Source organism: Rhabdothermus arcticus (genome assembly GCF_055382915.1).
Map to the genome: position 1 here is coordinate 76,535 of NZ_AP043808.1, position 18,653 is coordinate 95,187.

The following is an 18,653-nucleotide window of genomic DNA, read 5'->3' on the forward strand; positions in this document are numbered from 1 at the left end:
CTTTTGCCCCCCTTTCGCCCCCGCGCCCTAGGCGTGGGCCACGGGCTGGGTCTTCTTGCGCCCTTGGGGCTTTTTCTTGGCCTTGGCCTCGAGCGCCTTGAGCCCGCCGACGATCGCGTGGTCCAGCACCTGGTCGAGGTGGTCGACGAAGTGGAAGGTCATGTCCTTTTGCAGGTGCCGCGGGATGTCCCGCAGGTCGGGCTCGTTCTGCTTGGGCAAGAGCACCTCGCGGATGCCCGCGCGCCTCGCCCCGAGGACCTTCTCCCGCACCCCGCCGATCGGGAGCACCCGGCCGGTGAGGGTGATCTCGCCGGTCATCGCGATGTCGTGGCGTACTGGGACCTCGGTGAGGGCGCTGACCAGGGCGCTGGTGATCGCCACCCCGGCGGAGGGGCCTTCTTTGGGGATCGCCCCTGCGGGGACGTGGATGTGGATGTCGGACTTCTCGAAGCGCTCGAGCGGGATGCCGAAGCGGTCGGCGTTCTTCTTCGCGTAGCTGAGCGCTGCCCGCGCCGACTCCTTCATCACGTCGCCGAGCTGGCCGGTGAGGATGAGCTGGCCCTTGCCGGGCATCACGCTCACCTCGACGAACATGATGTCCCCACCCACCGGGGTGTAGTACATCCCGGTGGCCACCCCGATCTGGGGCTCGCGGGCCTCGGTCTCGGGCAGGAAGCGCGGCGGCCCGAGGTAGCGCTCCAGGTCCTTTTCGGTGATGCGCACCCGCTTCTTGCCTTCCTCCAGGATGCGCCTGGCGGCCTTGCGCAAGAGGGCGCCGATCTCGCGCTCGAGGTTGCGCACCCCGGCCTCCCGGGTGTAGTGGGTGATCAGCCGGCGCAGGGCGGGGTCGGTGATCTTGACCTGCTTCTCGGAGAGCCCGGCCTCCTTGAGCTGCCGGGGCAGGAGGTAGCGCTTGGCGATCTGGAGCTTTTCATCCTCCAGGTAGGAGGTGAACTCGATCAGCTCCATGCGGTCCATCAGCGGCGCCGGGATGAGCTGGGGGAAGTTGGCGGTGGCGATGAACATCACTTCGGAGAGGTCGAAGGGCACGCCCAGGTAGTGGTCTACGAACTCCTTGTTCTGGGCGGGGTCCAAGACCTCGAGGAGGGCCGCCGCCGGGTCGCCCTGGAAGCTCTGGCCCATCTTGTCGATCTCGTCGAGCAGGAAGACCGGGTTCTTGGTCCCCGCCTGGCGCAGCCCCTGGATGATGCGGCCGGGCATGGCGCCGATGTAGGTGCGCCGGTGGCCGCGGATGTCCGACTCGTCGCGGGCCCCGCCCAGGGAGACGCGCACGTACTTGCGCCCCAGCGCCCGGGCGATGGACTTGGCGATCGAGGTCTTGCCCACCCCCGGCGGGCCCACGAAGAGCAGGATCGGGCCCTTGTTGATCTCCTCCTCCGGGAGCTCGCCGCGTTTCGCCCGCTCGGCCTTGAGCCGGCGCACCGCGAGGTACTCGAGCACCCGGTCCTTGACCCGCTCCAGGCCGTAGTGGTCCTCGTCGAGGATCTGCTTGGCCCGCTGGATGTCCAGGTTGTCCTCGGTGCGGGTGTTCCAGGGCAGGTGGATGATCCAGTCCAGGTAGGTGCGGATCACCGCCGCCTCGGCGGAGTCGGGGTGCATCCGCGCCAGCCGCCCGAGCTCGCGGTCCACCTCCTTCTTGACCGTCTCCGGGAGGTTCAGCGCCTCGATCTTCTCGCGCAGCTCCTCGACCTCGGCCTCGCCCTCCTCGCCGTGGAGCTCGCGCTGGATGGCCTTCATCTGCTCGCGGAGGAAGTACTCGCGCTGGTTGCGGTCGATCTCCTCCTTGACCTGCTGCTGGATGCGGCGCTGGGTCTCGATCAGCTCGAGCTCGGTGTTGAGCAGCGCCAGCACCCGGCGCAGCCGGTCGGCGACGTTCTCCAGCTCGAGGATCTTCTGCTTGTCCTCGAGCTTGAAGTCCATGTGGAAGGCGATGTAGTCGGCGAGCTGGGCGGGGTCCTCGAGGTTCTGGATGAACTGCGCGACGTCGGGGGAGACGTACTTGCCCTCCTTGAGGAGCTGGGCGAAGCGCTCCTTGACCTCGCGGAAGAGGGCCTGGACCTCGAGGGCGTTCTCCACCTGGTCGCGGATCGGCTCGACCTCGGCCTCGAGGTGGTCGCCCTCGAGGGCGTAGTGCTTCGCCCGGGCCCGGGCGAAGCACTGCACCAGGGCCTGCACCGAGCCGTCGGGGTTCTTGCGGATTCGCAGCAGGTTGCAGACCGTTCCCACCGGGTGCAGGTCGTCGGGCTTGGGCGCGTCGACCTCCTTGTCCCGCTGGGCGACGATGAGCACCACCCGGTCCCGGTTGATCGCCTCGTCGATCGCGCGGACGCTCAGCTTGCGCCCGGCGTCGATGGGCATCACCATCGTGGGGTAGATCACCGAGCCGCGCACAGGCACGACCGGGAGTTTTTCAGGAATGTTCATGGGGTCCTCCTTTCCCATAGCATGAGTTTACCGATATCAATTTTAATGAATATTAGGCGCCAAGTCTAGGGGGCAACCTGTTCGAAGAGACGCGCCAGGGCGATGGGGGTGTTGGTGGTGATCTGGTCCACGCCTGCTCGCAGGAGGCGAAAGAGCTTTTCCCGAGCTCCTTCCTCGTTGGCGTCAAGGGTCCAGACGTCGACGAGCGCCTCGGGGTGCAGCCGGTGGAGCAGTTCGACGGGATTGAACCCGTCATCCAGCGCGTTCAGCACGAAGCTCTTGTGCAGGTAGAACTCCCTCGCCCCGGGCACTTGGTAGCTGATCGCTTCCACGCGATCCGCCAGGTAGCGAGGCGTGGGAAGCACCTTGCGAAAGCCAAGGGGGTGGTCGTCGAGGTAGCCATACGCGTTCGTGCGCACCGGAAGCCTCAAGAATTCCCCGGTCGGGACGTCGAGGTAATAGGAGGGGTCGAACCCCAGGGGGAGGTCCGGGGCGACCCGGCGCAGCGTGCGCAGGTTCCAGTCGGCGAGGCTGCCGACCACCACTTCCACGCCCGCGGTTTCCTTGAGGGGGGCGAGCGTCGTCCAAAGCCAGCGCGCCTCCTCCTCGGAAAGGGGGATGGTTTCCTTGAGGTCGACCTGGACCTTTAATGGGGTCTTGGAGGCCAGGATGAGCTCCACCACTTCCGAGAGCGTGGCCACGCGCTCCTTGGAACCCCGCAGGTGGAGCTTTTTGATCTCGCGGTGCGTGGTGAGACGGACCGGCCCCACGCCCGTGGTCTCCCGTTCCAGGTGCGGATCGTGAAGGAGGATGAAGACGCCGTCCAGGGTGATGCCCACGTCGAACTCCAGTGCGCGTACGCCGTGATCGAGGATCTCCCGAATCGCGGAGAGGGCGTTGGGCGGGTGGGCGTGTTCGCCGGTTTGGGCCCGGTGGTACTTGAGGAGGACCTGGCGGCCCTGATACTCGAGGTAACTTGGCAGGGAGCGCATCGCCGTCCTCAGTCGGGCCCGATCCGTCGCCCTCGGGCGTCGAAATAGTGCAGGCGGTCCAGGGGAAAGACGACGCGCACCACTTCGCCCATCTCCGGCCGCTGGCCTTCCGGGAGCAGGACCTGGAGCCGGATGGAGCCGATCTCCACGACCACCAGCACCTCCCGGCCAAGCGGTTCCACGACCATGACCTCGGCGGGCGTCCCCTCCTCGCCAAGGCGCAGGTCTTCGGGGCGGATGCCCAGCCAGCCCTGTCCCTTAGGCGCGCCGGGGAAGTTCAGGACCAGGTCGTCGGCGCGAAAGCCCTCGCCGGTAAACGCCCCCTTGATCAGGTTCATCGGGGGTGATCCGACGAAGCCCGCGACGAAGGTGTTTTTGGGGCGGTGGTAGAGCTCTTCGGGCGAGGCGTACTGCTGCAGCTCGCCCATCGAGAAGACCGCGACCCGGTCGGCCATCGCCAGGGCCTCGGCCTGGTCGTGGGTGACCAGAATCGACGTTACCCCGAGATCGCGTTGAAGCCTGCGAATCTCAGCTCGGGCGGAAAGCCGGATCTGGGCGTCCAGGTTCGAGAGGGGCTCGTCGAGGAGCAGGACCCGGGGCTCCTTGACCAGCGCCCGCGCCAGGGCGGCACGCTGCTGCTGCCCGCCGGACACTTGCGCGGGTTTGCGGTCGAGGATTTGACCGATCCCCAGAAGGTCGGCGGTCGTTTGCACCCGGGTTCGCACCTCTTGGTCGGGGATGCGTTTAAGGCGCAGGGGAAAGGCGATGTTTTCGAAAAGGGTGAGGTGGGGGTAGAGGGCGTAGGACTGGAAGACCATGCCCACGTCTCGGTCCTTGGGGTGCAGGTGATCGACCCGATCTTCGCCGAAGTAGATCGCCCCGGTCGTCGGCCGGTAGATCCCGGCGATCATCAGCAGCGTCGTCGTCTTGCCACATCCCGAAGGACCGAGGAACGCCACGAGCTCACCAGCCTTGATCTCGAGGTCCAGGCGTTTGACTGCCTCGACGGTGCCAAAGCGCTTTGAGAGACCTTCGAGGCGAACCGGAGTGCCCTTGTTCATCCCTTCACCCCTCCCGAGTAGATGTTGAGCAGGTAGCGCTGACCCAGCAGGAAGAGGATCAGCACCGGGGCGGCGTAAAACAACCCAACCGCGGCCATCAGCCCGTAATCCACGAAGGCTTCCCGTAAAAAGCTTTGCATGTAGAGCGCCAGCGTCCAGCTTTTTCCGGAGACGATGAAGGTGAAGGGAAGGATGAACTCCCCCCAGGCCGAGAGCAAGGCGAAGGTGCCGAGTGCGAGAATCCCCGGCCGGACCAGCGGCAGGGCCACTCGCCAGAACACCATCCAGCGGCTCGCTCCGTCCACCAGCGCGGCCATTTCCATGTCCCAGGAGAGCTGGTCAAAGAAGCCCTTCATCAGCCAAATGCCCAGCGGGAGCTCGAGCGAGGCCTTGACCAGGATGACCCCGACGAGGGTGTCGAAAAGCCCCAAGACGCGCAGGATGTAGTAGATCGCGATCAGCAGGCTGACCGCAGGGAAGGCGTGCAGGACCAGGATCATCCCCAAGTAGGGCGTGCGCAAGGGGAACTTCATCCGGCTGATGGCGTACGCGGCCATCGAGGCGATCAGGACCTCGAGCGCGGCCACGGCGGTGGCGAAGAGCACCGAGTTTTTCAGCGCCACCCAGATTGAGGGGCGCCCGCCCACGGAGCCCTCGGTGAGGAAGCGCCAGTTCTCGGGGGAGAAATCCCCGACCGGCCGCAGCCCGTGGACCTGGTCGAAGAGCGCGGTGAGGAAGAGCCAGATCAGCCCCACCCCGATCGGCAGGGTGATCAGCGCCAGCGCGAGGAGCCAAAGGGGCCAGTTTTTGGGCAGCAGGGGCATCGAAACCTCCTAGGTGATCTCGATCTTGGGTTCGGTGACCAGGGCCTTGAAGTTGAAGATCTTTAGATAGAAGAGGCTGACGATCACCCCGATCACCACCAGCACCGCGGCCATGGCCGCGCCAAGGCCGAACTCGACGTTGCCGAAGTAGTTGGACAGGGCCAGGTGGTAGGCCCTGAGCGACCAAACCTCGGTGGTGTAAAACCCAGGACCGCCGTCGGTGAGCAGCAGGATGTATTCGAAGGAGGTGAGCAAAGAGAGGGTCTGGTAAGCGGTGACGAACAGAATCGGCCAGGACAGCAAGGGCAGGATCACCCGGCGGATCGTCTGCCAGGTGGTGGCCCCGTCCACCGCCGCCGCGTAAAACAGCTCGCGTGGGATCGCGCGGATGGCCGAGGTGAAGATGAGCATGCCGAAGCTGGCCCCGACGAAGCCGTTGGCCAGAACGATCGTCGCCCAGGGGGCAGCGACCAGCCAGTTTTTCGAAACGCCAAGTAGGTCCGAAACGAGCCCCATCGGTGCTTCCGCCAGCAAGCCTTGCCAGATGAAGACGTAGACCACCGGGGGAAGGATGCGGGGCAAGAGCCAGAGCGCCCGGGCGGGGTCCCCGAAGCGCTGGGGGACGAGGCTCGTGAGCAGGGCGAGCAGCAGGCCCATGCCCACGTTGAAGGCCAAGGTGAGCCCCACGTACTTGACGGTGTTGAAAAAGATCTTTTTCAAAAACGGGTCGCTCAGCAGTTCGCGGTAGTTTTCCAAGCCAACCCAGCTGGGGTTTCGAAAGGTCGTGGTCGAGAGGTCGGTGAAGGACAAAAGGACCGTGGCCACCACCGGGACAAAAAAGAAAAGGAAGATCAGCAGCGTCGCGGGACTCAAAAAAAGGAAGGGGGTCAGGTAGCGCCGCATCATCCGCTCCTTTTGGAAAGTAGGGCGGCCCCCGGCGCATGCGCCGGGGGCCATGCGTCTAGCGGATCACGATCTCGTCCTTGAGCGCGCGTTTCATCTCTGCGGCCACCACCTTGACCGCTTCCTCCGGGCTCACCTGACCCGATTCCACAGCGCTGACCCCGCGATACAGGGCGTCCTGCCACTTGGGGAAGTCCGGGTGCTGGGGCGCGAAGGTCGTGTAGTTGAGCAGGTAGCTGACCTCGCGAATGAAGCGGTTATCGGTCAGGCTCGCCGTTGCCTGAAGGACCGGAAGGTGGCCCGAGCCCACCGCGTGACGCGCGTCGAGGTCGGGCATCATGGCGAAGGCCAGCACCTTGGCGGCGAGGGCCTTTTGCTTGGAGTTGGCGCTGATCATGTAGGCCTGGGGGTTGGAGAGGGTGACCGGTTTGCCGCCCTTCTTGTACGCCGGCTGCGGGGCGAAGCCGAAGTGCTGCCAGAGCCAGTCCTCACCGCCCTTGTCCTTCACCCACTGATTCTTCCACTCCGCCCAGTTCCAGGTCCCCCCGGAGAAGAAGAGCACCTTGCCATCGGTCACGTTCTGGTGGAAGCGGCTCCAGTTCCCGTCCAGCCGGTCCTTTTCCAGAACCCCGGCGTCCACGGCTTTCCTCAGCCAGGTGAAGTAGCGTAACGCCGCAGCCTGATCGAAGACCAGCTTGCCGGAGGCGGGGTCATAAGCGGTGCCGCCAAAGGCCCGGTACCACATCAGGAAGTCCGGGCCGTTCTTCGGCCGGTGATAGTAACCCTTACCGCGTTCGATGACCCCTTTGTCCAGGGCCTCCTTGGCCACCGCGAGCATGTCGTCCCAGGTGAAGTCGCCGCGCGCGATCATCTTCGGCAGCGCGTTGATCTTGGCGTCGGACCAGCCGAGTTTTTTTAGCAAGGTCTTGTTGAAGTAGAGCGGCCGGGCCTCGGTGTCCTGGGGAACGCCGAAGACCTCGCCTTTAAAGGTGACCGCGTTCCAAAGGGTGGGGAAGACGTCCTTGAACGTGCCGTAGGCGTTGGTCGCCTCGGTCAGGGGGGCGATGTAGCCGGCGGTGGCCCAAACTCCGATCAGGGGCGCTGCCGAAGCCTGAACGATGTCCGGGGCCGATCCGGACTGGAAGGCCAAGAGCACGCGCCTTAGGTAGGGGTCCCAGTCGGTGGTGTCAAAGTCGCCTTCGAGCTTCACCCGGTAGTCCGCGCCCTCGATGGCCAGGAGGGCGTTGAGCCGCTCCACGGCCGCCTCCAGGTTTTTCAGCCGGGTGATCGAGGGGTCGTCGGGACCGATCGTCCAGGCCTTGATGACGATGGTCTTTTGTGCCCAAGACAGACCGAAAACCGCTAGCAGTGCCAAGATTAGCCGCAATCCTCTCATACCTTCTCCTCCCTTACCCTTCTTCCACTCTGCCTCGGGGTCTTCGGGGGAATGTCAGCGACCATCGCCTGAAGACCCCGTTCGGCCAAGCTTGAAAGAAAGCTTTCGGGCGCACTGGCGTCGGTGATGAGAAGATCGATCTCATCTAGTCTAGCAAACCGGGCCAGCGTCACCCAGTTCAGCTTGCTGCCGTCCGCGAGGACGAAACGGGCTTTCGCCGAGCGCAGCATGGCTTGCTTGGTCTGGGCTTCGAGGGGGTTGGGGGTGGTGTAGCCCTTTTCCAAGGAAACGCCGGTCGCGCCGAGGAACGCCTTGTCCGCGTGGAGCCCCTCGAGGGTCGCCACCGCGGCCGGACCGATCAGGGCCCCGGAGTGGTGGCGCACCGTTCCCCCGGTGAGCATGACTTCAAAGCGCGTGTCCGCGAGCTCGAGCGCGATGGGAACCGAGTTGGTGATGATGAAAAGGCGACGGAAGCGCTTCTTGAGTTGCTGGGCGAGCGCCAGCGTGGTGGTGCCGGCGTCGAAGATCAGCACGTCGTTCTCCTCGATTCTCTCCAGCGCCGCCAGTGCGATGGCCCGCTTGGCCTCCACGTGGTGATGCCGTTTTTCCTCAAAGGAGGGGTTGAAGAGGGCTCGCGGGCGGTGCACCGCGCCGCCGTGGACCCGGTGCAGTAGGCCTTCATTGGCCAAGGCTGCCAGGTCCTTGCGGATGGTGACCTCGCTCACCCCAAGCGCGCGCGAGAGCTCTTCGGTGCGCACCATTCCCGACCGAGCGAGGTGCTCCAGGATGCGGGCGCGGCGTTCGGGCGCGTTCATGAACGCCCCAGCGGCAGGCGAAGCGCACGACCGGTCCAGTCCTCGCGCATCCAGGCCCAGTCCGGATCGTCCACCACCCGGGTGGTGCGCTCGTCGCCGGCGAGGTAGTTGAGGTAGTAGACGTTCGAGCCGGGAGCCGCGGCCACCGGATGGTAGCCCCGAGGAACGAGGACCGCCTCGCTGTCTTGAACGTGGAAAAGCGCATCCAGGTCCTCGGCATAAACCCGCTGGACCGCCCAGCCTTTGGCCGGCGCGATGCGATAGTAATAGACTTCCTCCAGGTAGGGAGAGCCCATGCGACCGTCGTGGCGATGTGGCGGCCAGGAGGACCAGTTGCCGCTCGGCGTGTAGACCTCGAAGAGCAAGAGCCGCTCTGCGGGAAGCGGGGGCGCGAGCACGTGGCTGATTTGGCGGGTGACGTTGGCTCCGCCGCGCATCTCCACCGGGATTTCCTCGCGAAGGACACGGCGCGGAGGCAGCCGACCTTCGGCGGGCGCACTGCCGATCGCGAAGGCGAACGGCGAAAGGGCCTCAACCTCCAAGGGGGTGCCCGGCGGGGCGTAGAACACCTCGGGCAGCTCCTCGAAGACGCTCCGCCGAGAGGTGGTGAAGGTTTGATCGCCAAGACGTATCCGGGCGGTGCCGGAAAGCGGCACCAAGGCCGTCTCTTCCCCTGGGGGCTGGTAGCGGTGGCCTTCGCCGGGGGCGAGCTCCACCGCGTAGAAGCTAAGGTAGCGCCACCCCGCCGAGGCGGGGGTGACCGCGATCCGTACCGGTGGGGTCGCGGGCTTACGCAGCAGTTCCATCGAGCACCTCCTTGAGCGAGACGCGTCGCCCCTCCCGTGCGCTTTGCGTGGCCGCCAGGGCGATCGCGAGCGAGGCCAGCGCGTCCTCCGGTCCCGGTGAGGGGGTGGTTCCCTGCAAAACGGCGTTCACGAAGGCCGCGAGCTCGGCGCGGTAGGCCTCCTTGAAGCGATCCATGAAGAATGCGTAGTGATCGGCTTCGAAACCGCCTTCACGGAAGTACCAGGCTGGGGTCTTCGGGACCGCCTCGACCACGACCTTGCCCCGCTCCCCAAAGACCTCGGTGCGAATGTCGTAGCCGTACACGGCCCGACGGCTGTTCTCCACTACCCCTTGCGCGCCGTTGGTGAACCAAAGCAGGGTGACCGAGGTGTCCACGTCGCCGATCTCGCCGATCCTCGGATCCACCCGCACCGTTCCGTGGGCCAGCACGCTCTCCACCTCGCCGACCAGGAACCGGGCCAGGTCGTAGTCGTGGATCGCCATATCCAGAAAGAGTCCCCCGCTGGTCTTGAGGTAGTCGAGCGAAGGGGGGGCGGGATCCCGCCCCACCGCGCGGAACTGATCGACGGTGCCGACCGCCCCCTGGTCCAGCAGCTCACGGGCCCGGCGATAACCGGGGTCAAAGCGGCGCTGAAACCCGATTTGAAAGGGCACGCCAGCTTGACGGACGGCGTCCAGGGCGCGTCGCGTGGAGGCCAGGTCCAAGGCAACGGGTTTTTCGGAAAAGATGGCCTTGCCAGCCTTTGCCGCGGCCTCGATCAGCGGGGCATGTGTCGCGGTGGGGGTGACGATGACCACGGCCTCGACCTCGGGGTCGTTGATCGCCTCGTGCGCCTCCGCGTAGCTCCGCTCCGCCTTCGCCAGGAAGCGGGCCTGCTCACGGGCGGTCTCGCGGGGATCGGCGACCGCAACCACCCGGGCCTCCGGAATGCCTGCCAGCGCTTTGGCGTGTTCCTGCCCCATCCTTCCCGCGCCGAGCAAAGCGATGCCTAACCGTCTCACGCGCCTACCTCCTTGAGCACCCGTTCAACCATCCTTCGCGGCGAGAGACCGAAATGATCGAGGAGCCAGTCGTTGGGGGCGGACTCCCCCCAGCGGTCCTCGATCCCGATCCGTATCAGGGGCTTGGGGTCGTGGCGGCTGAGCACCTCGGCCACCAAGCTTCCAAGTCCGCCGTAGATTGAGTGTTCCTCGGCGGTGAAGACCCGGGGGTAGGGGGAGAGGCGTTCCACGAGGTCTGCCTCGTCCAGGGGTTTGATCGACCCCACGTGGTAGACCCCGGCGGACAGTCCTTCTTCGGCGAGCAGTTCGGCGGCCTCAAGAAGCCGCGTGGTCTGCACCCCGGTGCCCACCAGGGCGAGGTCTTTGCCTCGCCGAAGCTCAAGCGTCTTGCCGGGGATGAAGCGGTGATCCTCCGGCAGCACCACCGGGCTCGGGTCCCGGGTCAGGCGCAGGTAAACCGGCCCTTCGTAGGCGGTGGCCCAGCGCATCATTTGCCGTGCCTCCACCGCATCGACGGGGGCCAGCACGACCATGTCCGGCATGGCCCGGACGATGGCCAGATCCTCCACGTCCTGGTGGGTCTTTCCGGTGTAGCCGGTCAGGAGCCCGGAGTAGGCGGCGCCGATCTTGACGTTGGCCTTGGTCTGGGCCACCAGCATGCGCAAGGGATCGGCCGCGCGATGGGTGAAGAAAACGGTGAAGGAGGAGAGCCAGGGAATGAATCCCAGGTGGGCGAGGCCCGCCGCCACCCCCATCATGTTTTGCTCGGCGATGCCCATTTCCAGAAAGCGGTCGGGAAAAGCGGCCTCGAACTTGTCGGCTTTGGTCGAGTTCGCGAGGTCCCCGTCGAGGACCAAGAGGTTGTCGTACTCGCCCCCGAGCTCGACCAGGGTTTCGCCGAAGACCTCCCGGAGCGCAACCTGGTTCATAGCGGCACCTCCTCGGGACGGAGGCCGAGTTCGACCAGCGCCTTCTCCACATCGGCTTCGCTGGGGACCTTGGAGTGCCAGGCGTGCTTGCCTTCGGTAAAGGAGAGCCCCTTGCCCTTGGTCGTCCAGGCGATGATCGCGGTGGGTTGATCGCCGCGGGCGTTTTTTCTGGCGACGGTCGCCGCGCCCACGATCGCGTCGAAGTCGTGGCCGTCGATCTCGATGACGCGCCATCCGAAGCTTTGGAACATCGCGGCCAGGGAGAAGTCCCGCCAGGGATCCGCGCGGTCGCCGCGGTCCGCGCCTCGCCATCCGAACTGCTGAAGGCCGTTGTAATCGACGATCGCGGTGAGGTTGCCGAGTCGGTAGCGGCGCGCGGTGTGCACGGCTTCCCAGACCATGCCCTCTTGCAGCTCACCGTCCCCGAGCAGTACCCAGGTGTGGAAGTCCTTTCCCAGCTGTTTCGCCCCCAGGGCGAACCCCACGCCCGGGGAAAGCCCCTGGCCGAGCGAACCCGAGGACATGTCCAGCCCTGGAAGCCGGGTCATGTCGGGGTGCCCCTGGAGACGGGAACCCCCTTTGTCGAAGGTGAGGAGTTCTTCGATGGGGAAGTAGCCTCTTAAGGCCATTACCGCGTAAAGCCCGACCGCAGCGTGCCCTTTGGAGAGAATGAAGCGGTCGCGGTCCGGCCAGTTGGGGTTTTGGGGGTCGATTCGAAGCACCTTGAAGTAGAGGGCCACGAGCAACTCGATCGCTGAAAGCGGTCCTCCGATGTGCCCCGCGCCCGACCGCTGCACCGTGCGCAGGACCAGGTAGCGGGCGAGGCGCGCGGTTTGTTCGAGCGTTTCGCGGGTTTCTTCCGTAAGCATCAGGCATTCACCTCCAGTCGCTGCAAAACCGCGTCGGTGACCTCTTGCGTTCTTGCCGAGCCCCCGAGGTCCGGGGTCCGGACCCGCCCCTCCGCGGTAACCGCTTCCACCGCGCGCATGAGCGTTTTTGCGGCTTCTTCCTCTCCCAGGAACTCGAGCATCATCGCCCCCGCCCAGAAGGTCGCGATGGGGTTCGCGATACCTTTACCGGCGATGTCCGGCGCCGAGCCGTGGACCGGCTCGAACATCGAGGGGTAGCGACGTTCAGGGTTGAGGTTGGCGCTGGCGGGGATGCCGAGGCTCCCTTGAAGGGCCCCGGCCAGGTCGGTCAGCAGGTCGCCGAGCAGGTTGGTGGCCAGGATGACGTCGAGGGAGCGCGGATCCTTCACCATGGCCGCGGCCAGGGCGTCGGCGTGCATGAAGGAGAGGCCGACCCCGGGGTAGGCCGACGACACCTCTCGAACCACCTCGTCCCAAAAGACCAGGCCATGTTGAAGGGCGTTGGATTTGGTGGCGACGGTGAGCCGGGCGCGGCGCTTGGTCGCCCGTTCGAAGGCGAAGCGGGCGATCCGCTCGGTCCCTTTGCGGGTAAAGATCGCGGTCTGCACCGCGACCTCTCCGCGGAGACGGCCGCCAGCGCCGGCGTACTCGCCCTCGGTGTTCTCCCGAACCACCTCGAAGTCAAAGGCCGGGTCACCCTTCAAGGGCGTGGGGACGCCTTTCAAAGCCTTCGCAGGGCGAAGGTTGACGTAGAGGTCGAAGCGCTGTCGCAGCGGGATCAAGAGGCCGCGCAGGGTGACGTGGTCGGGGGCTTTGCGGGGGTCGCCCACGGCGCCGAGGTAGATCGCATCGTGCTGCTGGAGCACGTGGAAGCCTTCCTCGGGGATCATGACCCCGTGCTCGAGGTAGTAGTCGGTGCCGTAGGGATAAGAGGTGAACTCGAGCTCGAAGCCGTGCCGCCTGGCCAGCGCGCGGAGCACGCGCACCCCCTCAGGCAGGACTTCTTGGCCGATGCCGTCGCCGGGAATGAGGGCGATGCTATAGCGCCGTTTCATGGCCAAGCTCCCGTAACATTTGGAGCAAGCGAACACGGTTGTCCCGCGCCACCTCGGTGGGGTCGTCGGGGGTGGTGTCCTGCTCGATCACCGCCCAGCCCCGGTAGCCCGCGTCGAGCAGTCGCTTGAGCGCCGGCTTGAGCGGCACCATGCCCTGGCCGAGGGGGGCAAAGATGTAGTTGCGCAGCGCGGTCTCGAAGGCCCAGTGCTCGGCGCGGGCGCGCGCCAGGACGTCGGGGTCCACGTCCTTGAGGTGGAGGTAGGCGACGCGACGATCAAAGCGCTCGAGCAGGGTGAGCAGGTCCCCGCCGCCGTAGACCAGATGCCCGGTATCCAAGCACCAGCCTACGAGCTCCGGATCCGTGGCTTCAAAGAGCCGCGCGATTTCCTCCGCGGTTTCCACGTAGGTGCCGACGTGGTTATGAAAAACGAGGCGGACCCCGAGGTCCCGAAGTTGTGCGGCCAGCGCCTCCAGCCCGCGTGCGAGCGCGGTGAGGGCCGGGCCCTTAAGGGTTTCCTCAGGAGGAACGTGTCCGGCCAGCGCGCGGCGGCGCGGGTCCCCGGGGTCGGCGACCACCAGATGGCGGGCCCCCAAGGCGCGCAGGAAGCGGGCCTTGGCCAGGCCCCGCGCGATCTCCTCCGCGTGGCGCGCGGGATCTTTGAGCTCCAGCGCGACGAAGGCCCCGATAACCTGCAGGCCGCGTGCGGCAAGATCGCCCTTCAACCGATCGAGGTCCTCGGGCAGACTACGGGACCACTCGGTGGCGTGATAACCGGCCGCCTTGATCGCGTCGAGGATCGCGGGGTAGGGCAGCCAAGGACGGTAGTCCGGCACGTCCTCGTTGTTCCAGTTGATCGGGCTGGTCGCGGGTGTCACGCTTCCTCCGCCGGGGGCAGGACAGGACGCTGGCGCTCGCGCGCGGTCTCGTAGGCTTCCCGGGCCTTCTGGACCTCTGAAAACGCGCTGACCTCGGGCACCGGAACGTCCCACCACCCTTCGTAGTTGGGCACCCGGGCCTCGGGGTCGACCTCGGCCACCACCACCCGCACCCCGCTCGCCGATTTGGCCTCGGCCAGGGCCGCCTCGAGCTCCGAGGCGGTTTTCGCAACCCAGGTCCTGGCCCCCATGCTCGCCGCGTGCTGGGCGAAGTCGACGGGGACGACGGGTCCGTCGAGCAGACCGGTCTCGGGGTTGCGGAAGCGCCGTTCGTTTCCGAACGAAGGACTGCCCACCGACCGCTGCAGCCCGTGGATCGACTGGAAGCCCTGGTTTTCGATCAGCAGGATGCTAAACGAACGTCCCTCGGCAATCGCGGTCACGATCTCGGAGTTCATCATCAGGTAGGAGCCGTCGCCGACCAGGACCAGCACCTCGGCCTGGGGGTCGGCGAGGGTGACGCCAACGCCCGCGGCCAGCTCATAGCCCATCGTCGAGTACCCGTACTCGAGGTGATAACCGAGGGGATTGTTGGTGCGCCAGAGCTTGAGCAGGTCGCCGGGAAGGCTGCCCGCGGCCGAGATCACCACGGCGTTTTGGCCATAGACGCGGTTGGCGATCCCGATTGCCTGGGCTTGGGAAAGGGGTCCATCGCCCGGGGCGGTGAGCCGGTCGACCTCCCGAGCCCAGGCCTCGCGTAGCCGCTGGACCGCGTCCCGGTACTCGGGGTCGGTGCCCGGATATCCCTGGGCCTCGAGCGCGGCCTTGAGCGCCTCGAGGCCGGAACGGGCGTCGGCCACCAGCATCAAGCCCCCGAGCTTCACCGCATCGAAGGGGGCGACGTTCAGCCCGATGAAGCGCACCTCAGGGTTCTGAAAGGCGGACTTGGAGGCGGTGACGAAGTCGCCGAGTCGGGTCCCCACGGCGATCACCAGGTCCGCATCCCGCGCCAGCCGATTGGCGGCGAGGCCGCCGTTGGCGCCGAGTGGCCCCACGTTCATCGGGTGATCGGTGGGCAGGGCGCCCTTGCCCGCTTGCGTTTCCGCGACCGGGATGCCGAACGCCTCGGCGAACGCCGCAAGGGCAGGTTCCGCTTCGCTGTAGCGAACCCCACCTCCGGCGATCATCAAGGGGCGCCGCGCGCGCTGGATAAGGGGGAGCGCCCTGGACAGCGCGGTGGCCTCCGGAGGGGGGCGGCGGATGCGCCAGACCCGAGGCTTGAAGAACTCGGCCGGCCATTCGAAGGCTTCCGCTTGGACGTCTTCCGGCAGGCTGAGGGTGACCGCGCCGGTCTCCACCGGATCGGTGAGCACCCGCATCGCGTGGGGAAGGGCGTCCAGGAGCTGCTCGGGGCGGCTGATCCGGGTGAAGAAGCGGGACAGCGGTCGGAACGCGTCGTTGACGCTGGCGTCGTGGAGCGTGGGGTGCTCGAGTTGCTGCAAGACCGGGTCGGGGATGCGGTTGGCGAAGTAGTCCGAGGGCAAGAGCAAGACGGGCAGACGGTTCACGGTGGCCGCGGCGGCGCCGGTCAGCAGGTTGGTGGCGCCGGGGCCGATGGAGCTGGTCACCGCTAGGGTAGCGCGCCGGCGCCGATGCTTGGCGTAGGCGATGGCCGCGTGCACGCCGGCCTGCTCGTTTTGTACGCGTATGTAGCGCAGGTCCTGCGGTCGCTCCGCGAGGGCCACCCCGAGCCCGGCGACCTGACCGTGTCCGAAGATCCCCAAGACGGCCTCCACGAGGCGCTGGCGGAGGTGATCGTGTTCCGTGAACTGGTTGGACAGGAAGCGCACCAGCGCCTGAGCCGTCGTCATCCGAATCTTGGTCATGCCTTGCTCCTCTTGCTGCGCGCGATCTCGGCCAGTTCGACCTCGAGGTTGGCCAGCTCCTCTCCGCCAGCCATCATTTGCAAGACCGCTTCCCGTGTGGTTTCTTCCCGTTTGAACGTGCCCATGCTTCGTCCCCGGTTCAAGAGGGTGAAGACATCCCCCACTGCCCAGGCGTGGTGAACGTTGTGGGTGATGAAGACCACCCCAACGCCCCGGGTTTTGGCCTCGACGATGTAGCGCAACACCACCGCTGCTTCCTTGACGCCCAGGGCGCTCGTCGGCTCGTCAAGGATGAGAACCCTGGCTCCGAAGTGCACCGCACGGGCGATCGCGACCGATTGGCGTTCACCCCCGGAGAGGGTGCCCACGGCCTGGTGGACGTCGCGGACTTGAATGCCGATTTCCTCCAACGCACGCCGGGCAATCTCTTCTGCGGTCTTGAGGTCAAATCGCTTGAAAGGGCCGCGACCCACGGTCGGTTCGCGGCCGAGGAAGAAGTTGCGCACGATGCTCATTAAGGGGATCATCGCCAGATCCTGATAAACGGTGGCGATCCCCATATCCATGGCTTCTTTGGGGCTTTTAAAGCGCACCGGGTGGCCCAGCACCCAAAGCTCCCCCTCGTCCGGGGGGAACACTCCGGAAAAGATCTTGATCAGGGTGCTTTTCCCCGCGCCGTTATCGCCAAGCAGGCAGTGAACCTGACCGGCCTCCACGCGCATCGAAATGTCCTTAAGCGCGACCACCGGGCCGAAGTACTTGCTGATCCCTTTGGCTTCGATGAGCGGGGTCACCTCGGTGCCTCCAGCGCCTTCCTGCGGAGGTAGTCGTTAAAGAGCACCGCCGCGAGCAAAAGGGTTCCCAGGAAAACCTTGAACCAGTCGGTGTTGATTCCGGTGAAGAAGATCCCCTGCTTGACCATGCCCAAAAGCAGCGCCCCCAGGGAACCGCCGATCACCGAGCCGTAGCCGCCGGTGAGCAGGTTGCCCCCGATGACCGCGGCGGCGATCGCTTCCAGCTCCTTGAGCTCACCGCGCAACACGTCCGCGCTGCCCGTGTCGAGCACCTGGATGACCGCTAAAAGGGCCGCACTCAAGGCGGTGGCCATGAAGAGCGTGATCTTGACCCGGGCCACCGGAACGCCGACCGCGTGGGCGGCCTTGGGGTCGCCGCCGGCTCCGAAAATCCAGTTGCCAAAGGGCGTGCGCAAGAGAACGTAGCTCGCGAGCAAGGTGAGGAGCACCCACCACCAGATGGAGATCGGAATCCCCAAGAGCTCGCCGGAAAAGAGGATGGCCAGGGGATCTCCCTGGGCGTGGGCGTGGAGCCCGGAGACGCGGGTGCGGCTGGTGATCCAGCGGGTGAAGCCCAGCGTCGCCCCTCGCAGCACGAAGAGCGAAGCCAGGGTGACGATAAAGGAAGGCAGGCCGGTGCGCACCACCAGGTAGCCGTTGAGGTACCCGAACGCAGCGGCAAAAGCAAAGGCCAGCAGGATGCCCGCCCACATCGGCCAGCCCCAGACCGCGACCGGGATCGCCAGCGCCATGCCCGCTGCGCCGATCATCGAACCGATCGAGAGGTCAAACTCGCCGGCGATCATCAGCAGGCTCACCGTCGCGGCAAGCAGCCCGAGTTGCGCCGCGACCTCCAGGTAGTTGAGGGTGCCTTGGGGCGTTAGAAAGCCGCGGTTTCCCGCGGCCAGGGCGAAAAAGACAAAGACCAGCCCCACCCCCGCCAGCGCGCCGAACTCGGGCATGGCCATCAGCTTGCGGAGGGGGGAGACCTTAAGGGTGCGTTCGCTTGGAGCGTTCATCGTTGGGGAGGTGGGGCGGGCTCGGGCCCGCCCCTAGGAAGCGGTTAGCGGATGCCTTTTTTGGACAGCTCGATGACCTGGGCGGCGTTGTCCGGGGTGACGAAGCCGGGCCCGGTCAGCACCACCTTGTTGGCGGGGAGCAGGCCGTAGCGGACGTAGTTGGCCAAGAAGACGACCGGCAGGTAGCCCTGCAAGAACTGTTGCTGGTCGATGGCGAAGGCCATCTTCTTCTCGACCAAGGCCTGCAGAATCGCCGGCGAGAGATCGAAGGTGCCAAACACCAGCTGGCCCACCTTCCCCGAGGTTTCCAGGGCCTGAAGCGTCGGCTCGGCGCCCACCGGACCCAGGGTGAGGATGCCCTCGAGGTCGGGATGCTTTTGCAGGTACGCGAGGATCGCGTTACGCACCTCGGTAAAGTCCGTGGGGACCGCGAGCACCTCCACGCTGGCCCCTGGGCCCAGCCCGTCCTTGAACCCCTGACAGCGTTGGTCCAGCGCGACGTTGCCCACCTCGTGGTTCACGCACACCGCTTTTTTCACGCCCATGGCGCGCATCTTTTCGCCGCCGCCCTTTCCAGCGATGTACTCCTCTTGACCGACGTGCATCAAGACGCCGAACTTTTCGAAGACGTCAGCGCCGGAGTTGATCGAGATTACCGGGATGCCCGCTCGAACCGCCGCCTGAATGTGGGGGCCGAGGGCGTCCGCGTCGGGGATGGACACCACCAGGCCGTCGGGCTTTGAGGCCACCGCAGCGTCGATGAGCTGGCCCATCTGCACCATGTCGAAGGTCTCCGGAGCACGGTATTCGACGGTGACCCCGACCTGCTTGGCGGCAAGGTCCACCCCGTTCTTGACCACCGACCAGAAGGGGTCCGCGGCCTGTCCATGGGTGACGACCACGAACCGCTGGGCCAGCGCCCCGCCGAAAATAAAAACGGTAAGGGCCAAGGATACCGCGATCAATCGTTTCATCGCAC

The 18,653-nt window shown here is 66.0% G+C and carries 17 protein-coding genes; all 17 read right to left on the bottom strand.

Annotation, left to right across the window (positions count from 1 at the left end; genetic code table 11):
* Positions 1–27 precede the first annotated feature (27 nt).
* Complete coding sequence (gene lon / locus ACZ48Y_RS00430) at positions 28–2,445, bottom strand: endopeptidase La (protein WP_464741073.1); 2,418 nt, start codon at positions 2,443–2,445, stop codon at positions 28–30.
* A 65-nt stretch (positions 2,446–2,510) separates the two neighbouring features.
* A complete protein-coding gene (locus tag ACZ48Y_RS00435; RefSeq protein WP_464741075.1) occupies positions 2,511–3,437 on the bottom strand; it encodes a glycerophosphodiester phosphodiesterase in 927 nt (308 codons plus the stop codon).
* An 8-nt stretch (positions 3,438–3,445) separates the two neighbouring features.
* Complete coding sequence (locus ACZ48Y_RS00440; protein WP_464741077.1) at positions 3,446–4,498, bottom strand: ABC transporter ATP-binding protein; 1,053 nt, start codon at positions 4,496–4,498, stop codon at positions 3,446–3,448.
* Positions 4,495–5,322 carry a carbohydrate ABC transporter permease gene (locus ACZ48Y_RS00445; protein ID WP_464741079.1) on the bottom strand — a complete coding sequence of 276 codons (828 nt, stop codon included), beginning with the start codon at positions 5,320–5,322 and terminating at the stop codon, positions 4,495–4,497. Before ACZ48Y_RS00445 ends, ACZ48Y_RS00440 begins: the two co-directional genes overlap by 4 nt.
* 9 nt (positions 5,323–5,331) lie before the next feature.
* Positions 5,332–6,225, bottom strand: a complete 894-nt coding sequence (locus ACZ48Y_RS00450) for a carbohydrate ABC transporter permease (RefSeq protein ID WP_464741081.1) — start codon at positions 6,223–6,225, stop codon at positions 5,332–5,334.
* A gap of 58 nt (positions 6,226–6,283) precedes the next feature.
* Positions 6,284–7,600 carry an ABC transporter substrate-binding protein gene (locus tag ACZ48Y_RS00455; RefSeq protein ID WP_464741083.1) on the bottom strand — a complete coding sequence of 439 codons (1,317 nt, stop codon included), beginning with the start codon at positions 7,598–7,600 and terminating at the stop codon, positions 6,284–6,286.
* Positions 7,601–7,617: 17 nt separating this feature from the next.
* Positions 7,618–8,436, bottom strand: coding sequence for a DeoR/GlpR family DNA-binding transcription regulator (locus ACZ48Y_RS00460; protein WP_464741085.1), 819 nt, complete (start codon positions 8,434–8,436; stop codon positions 7,618–7,620).
* The gene (iolB, locus tag ACZ48Y_RS00465; RefSeq protein WP_464741087.1) at positions 8,433–9,242 is read right to left on the bottom strand and encodes a 5-deoxy-glucuronate isomerase; all 810 of its coding nucleotides are present in this window, start codon (positions 9,240–9,242) and stop codon (positions 8,433–8,435) included. Before iolB ends, ACZ48Y_RS00460 begins: the two co-directional genes overlap by 4 nt.
* Positions 9,226–10,245 carry an inositol 2-dehydrogenase gene (gene iolG / locus ACZ48Y_RS00470; protein ID WP_464741089.1) on the bottom strand — a complete coding sequence of 340 codons (1,020 nt, stop codon included), beginning with the start codon at positions 10,243–10,245 and terminating at the stop codon, positions 9,226–9,228. Before iolG ends, iolB begins: the two co-directional genes overlap by 17 nt.
* Positions 10,242–11,174 carry a transketolase family protein gene (locus tag ACZ48Y_RS00475; RefSeq protein ID WP_464741091.1) on the bottom strand — a complete coding sequence of 311 codons (933 nt, stop codon included), beginning with the start codon at positions 11,172–11,174 and terminating at the stop codon, positions 10,242–10,244. The genes iolG and ACZ48Y_RS00475 overlap by 4 nt, the downstream gene beginning before the upstream one ends.
* A complete protein-coding gene (locus tag ACZ48Y_RS00480) occupies positions 11,171–12,043 on the bottom strand; it encodes a transketolase (RefSeq protein WP_464741093.1) in 873 nt (290 codons plus the stop codon). Before ACZ48Y_RS00480 ends, ACZ48Y_RS00475 begins: the two co-directional genes overlap by 4 nt.
* Positions 12,043–13,098, bottom strand: a complete 1,056-nt coding sequence (locus ACZ48Y_RS00485) for a tartrate dehydrogenase (RefSeq protein WP_464741095.1) — start codon at positions 13,096–13,098, stop codon at positions 12,043–12,045. The genes ACZ48Y_RS00480 and ACZ48Y_RS00485 overlap by 1 nt, the downstream gene beginning before the upstream one ends.
* Positions 13,082–13,975: a sugar phosphate isomerase/epimerase family protein gene (locus tag ACZ48Y_RS00490; protein WP_464741097.1), complete on the bottom strand. Its 894-nt coding sequence runs from the start codon at positions 13,973–13,975 to the stop codon at positions 13,082–13,084. Before ACZ48Y_RS00490 ends, ACZ48Y_RS00485 begins: the two co-directional genes overlap by 17 nt.
* Positions 13,972–15,861 carry a 3D-(3,5/4)-trihydroxycyclohexane-1,2-dione acylhydrolase (decyclizing) gene (gene iolD, locus ACZ48Y_RS00495; RefSeq protein ID WP_464741099.1) on the bottom strand — a complete coding sequence of 630 codons (1,890 nt, stop codon included), beginning with the start codon at positions 15,859–15,861 and terminating at the stop codon, positions 13,972–13,974. The genes ACZ48Y_RS00490 and iolD overlap by 4 nt, the downstream gene beginning before the upstream one ends.
* Positions 15,858–16,655 carry an ATP-binding cassette domain-containing protein gene (locus tag ACZ48Y_RS00500; protein WP_464741101.1) on the bottom strand — a complete coding sequence of 266 codons (798 nt, stop codon included), beginning with the start codon at positions 16,653–16,655 and terminating at the stop codon, positions 15,858–15,860. Before ACZ48Y_RS00500 ends, iolD begins: the two co-directional genes overlap by 4 nt.
* A complete protein-coding gene (locus ACZ48Y_RS00505; RefSeq protein WP_464741103.1) occupies positions 16,652–17,674 on the bottom strand; it encodes an ABC transporter permease in 1,023 nt (340 codons plus the stop codon). Before ACZ48Y_RS00505 ends, ACZ48Y_RS00500 begins: the two co-directional genes overlap by 4 nt.
* Before the next feature lie 44 nt (positions 17,675–17,718).
* On the bottom strand, positions 17,719–18,648 hold the full coding sequence (locus ACZ48Y_RS00510) for a sugar ABC transporter substrate-binding protein (RefSeq protein WP_464741105.1): 930 nt from the start codon (positions 18,646–18,648) through the stop codon (positions 17,719–17,721).
* Between the last annotated feature and the right edge of the window lie 5 nt (positions 18,649–18,653).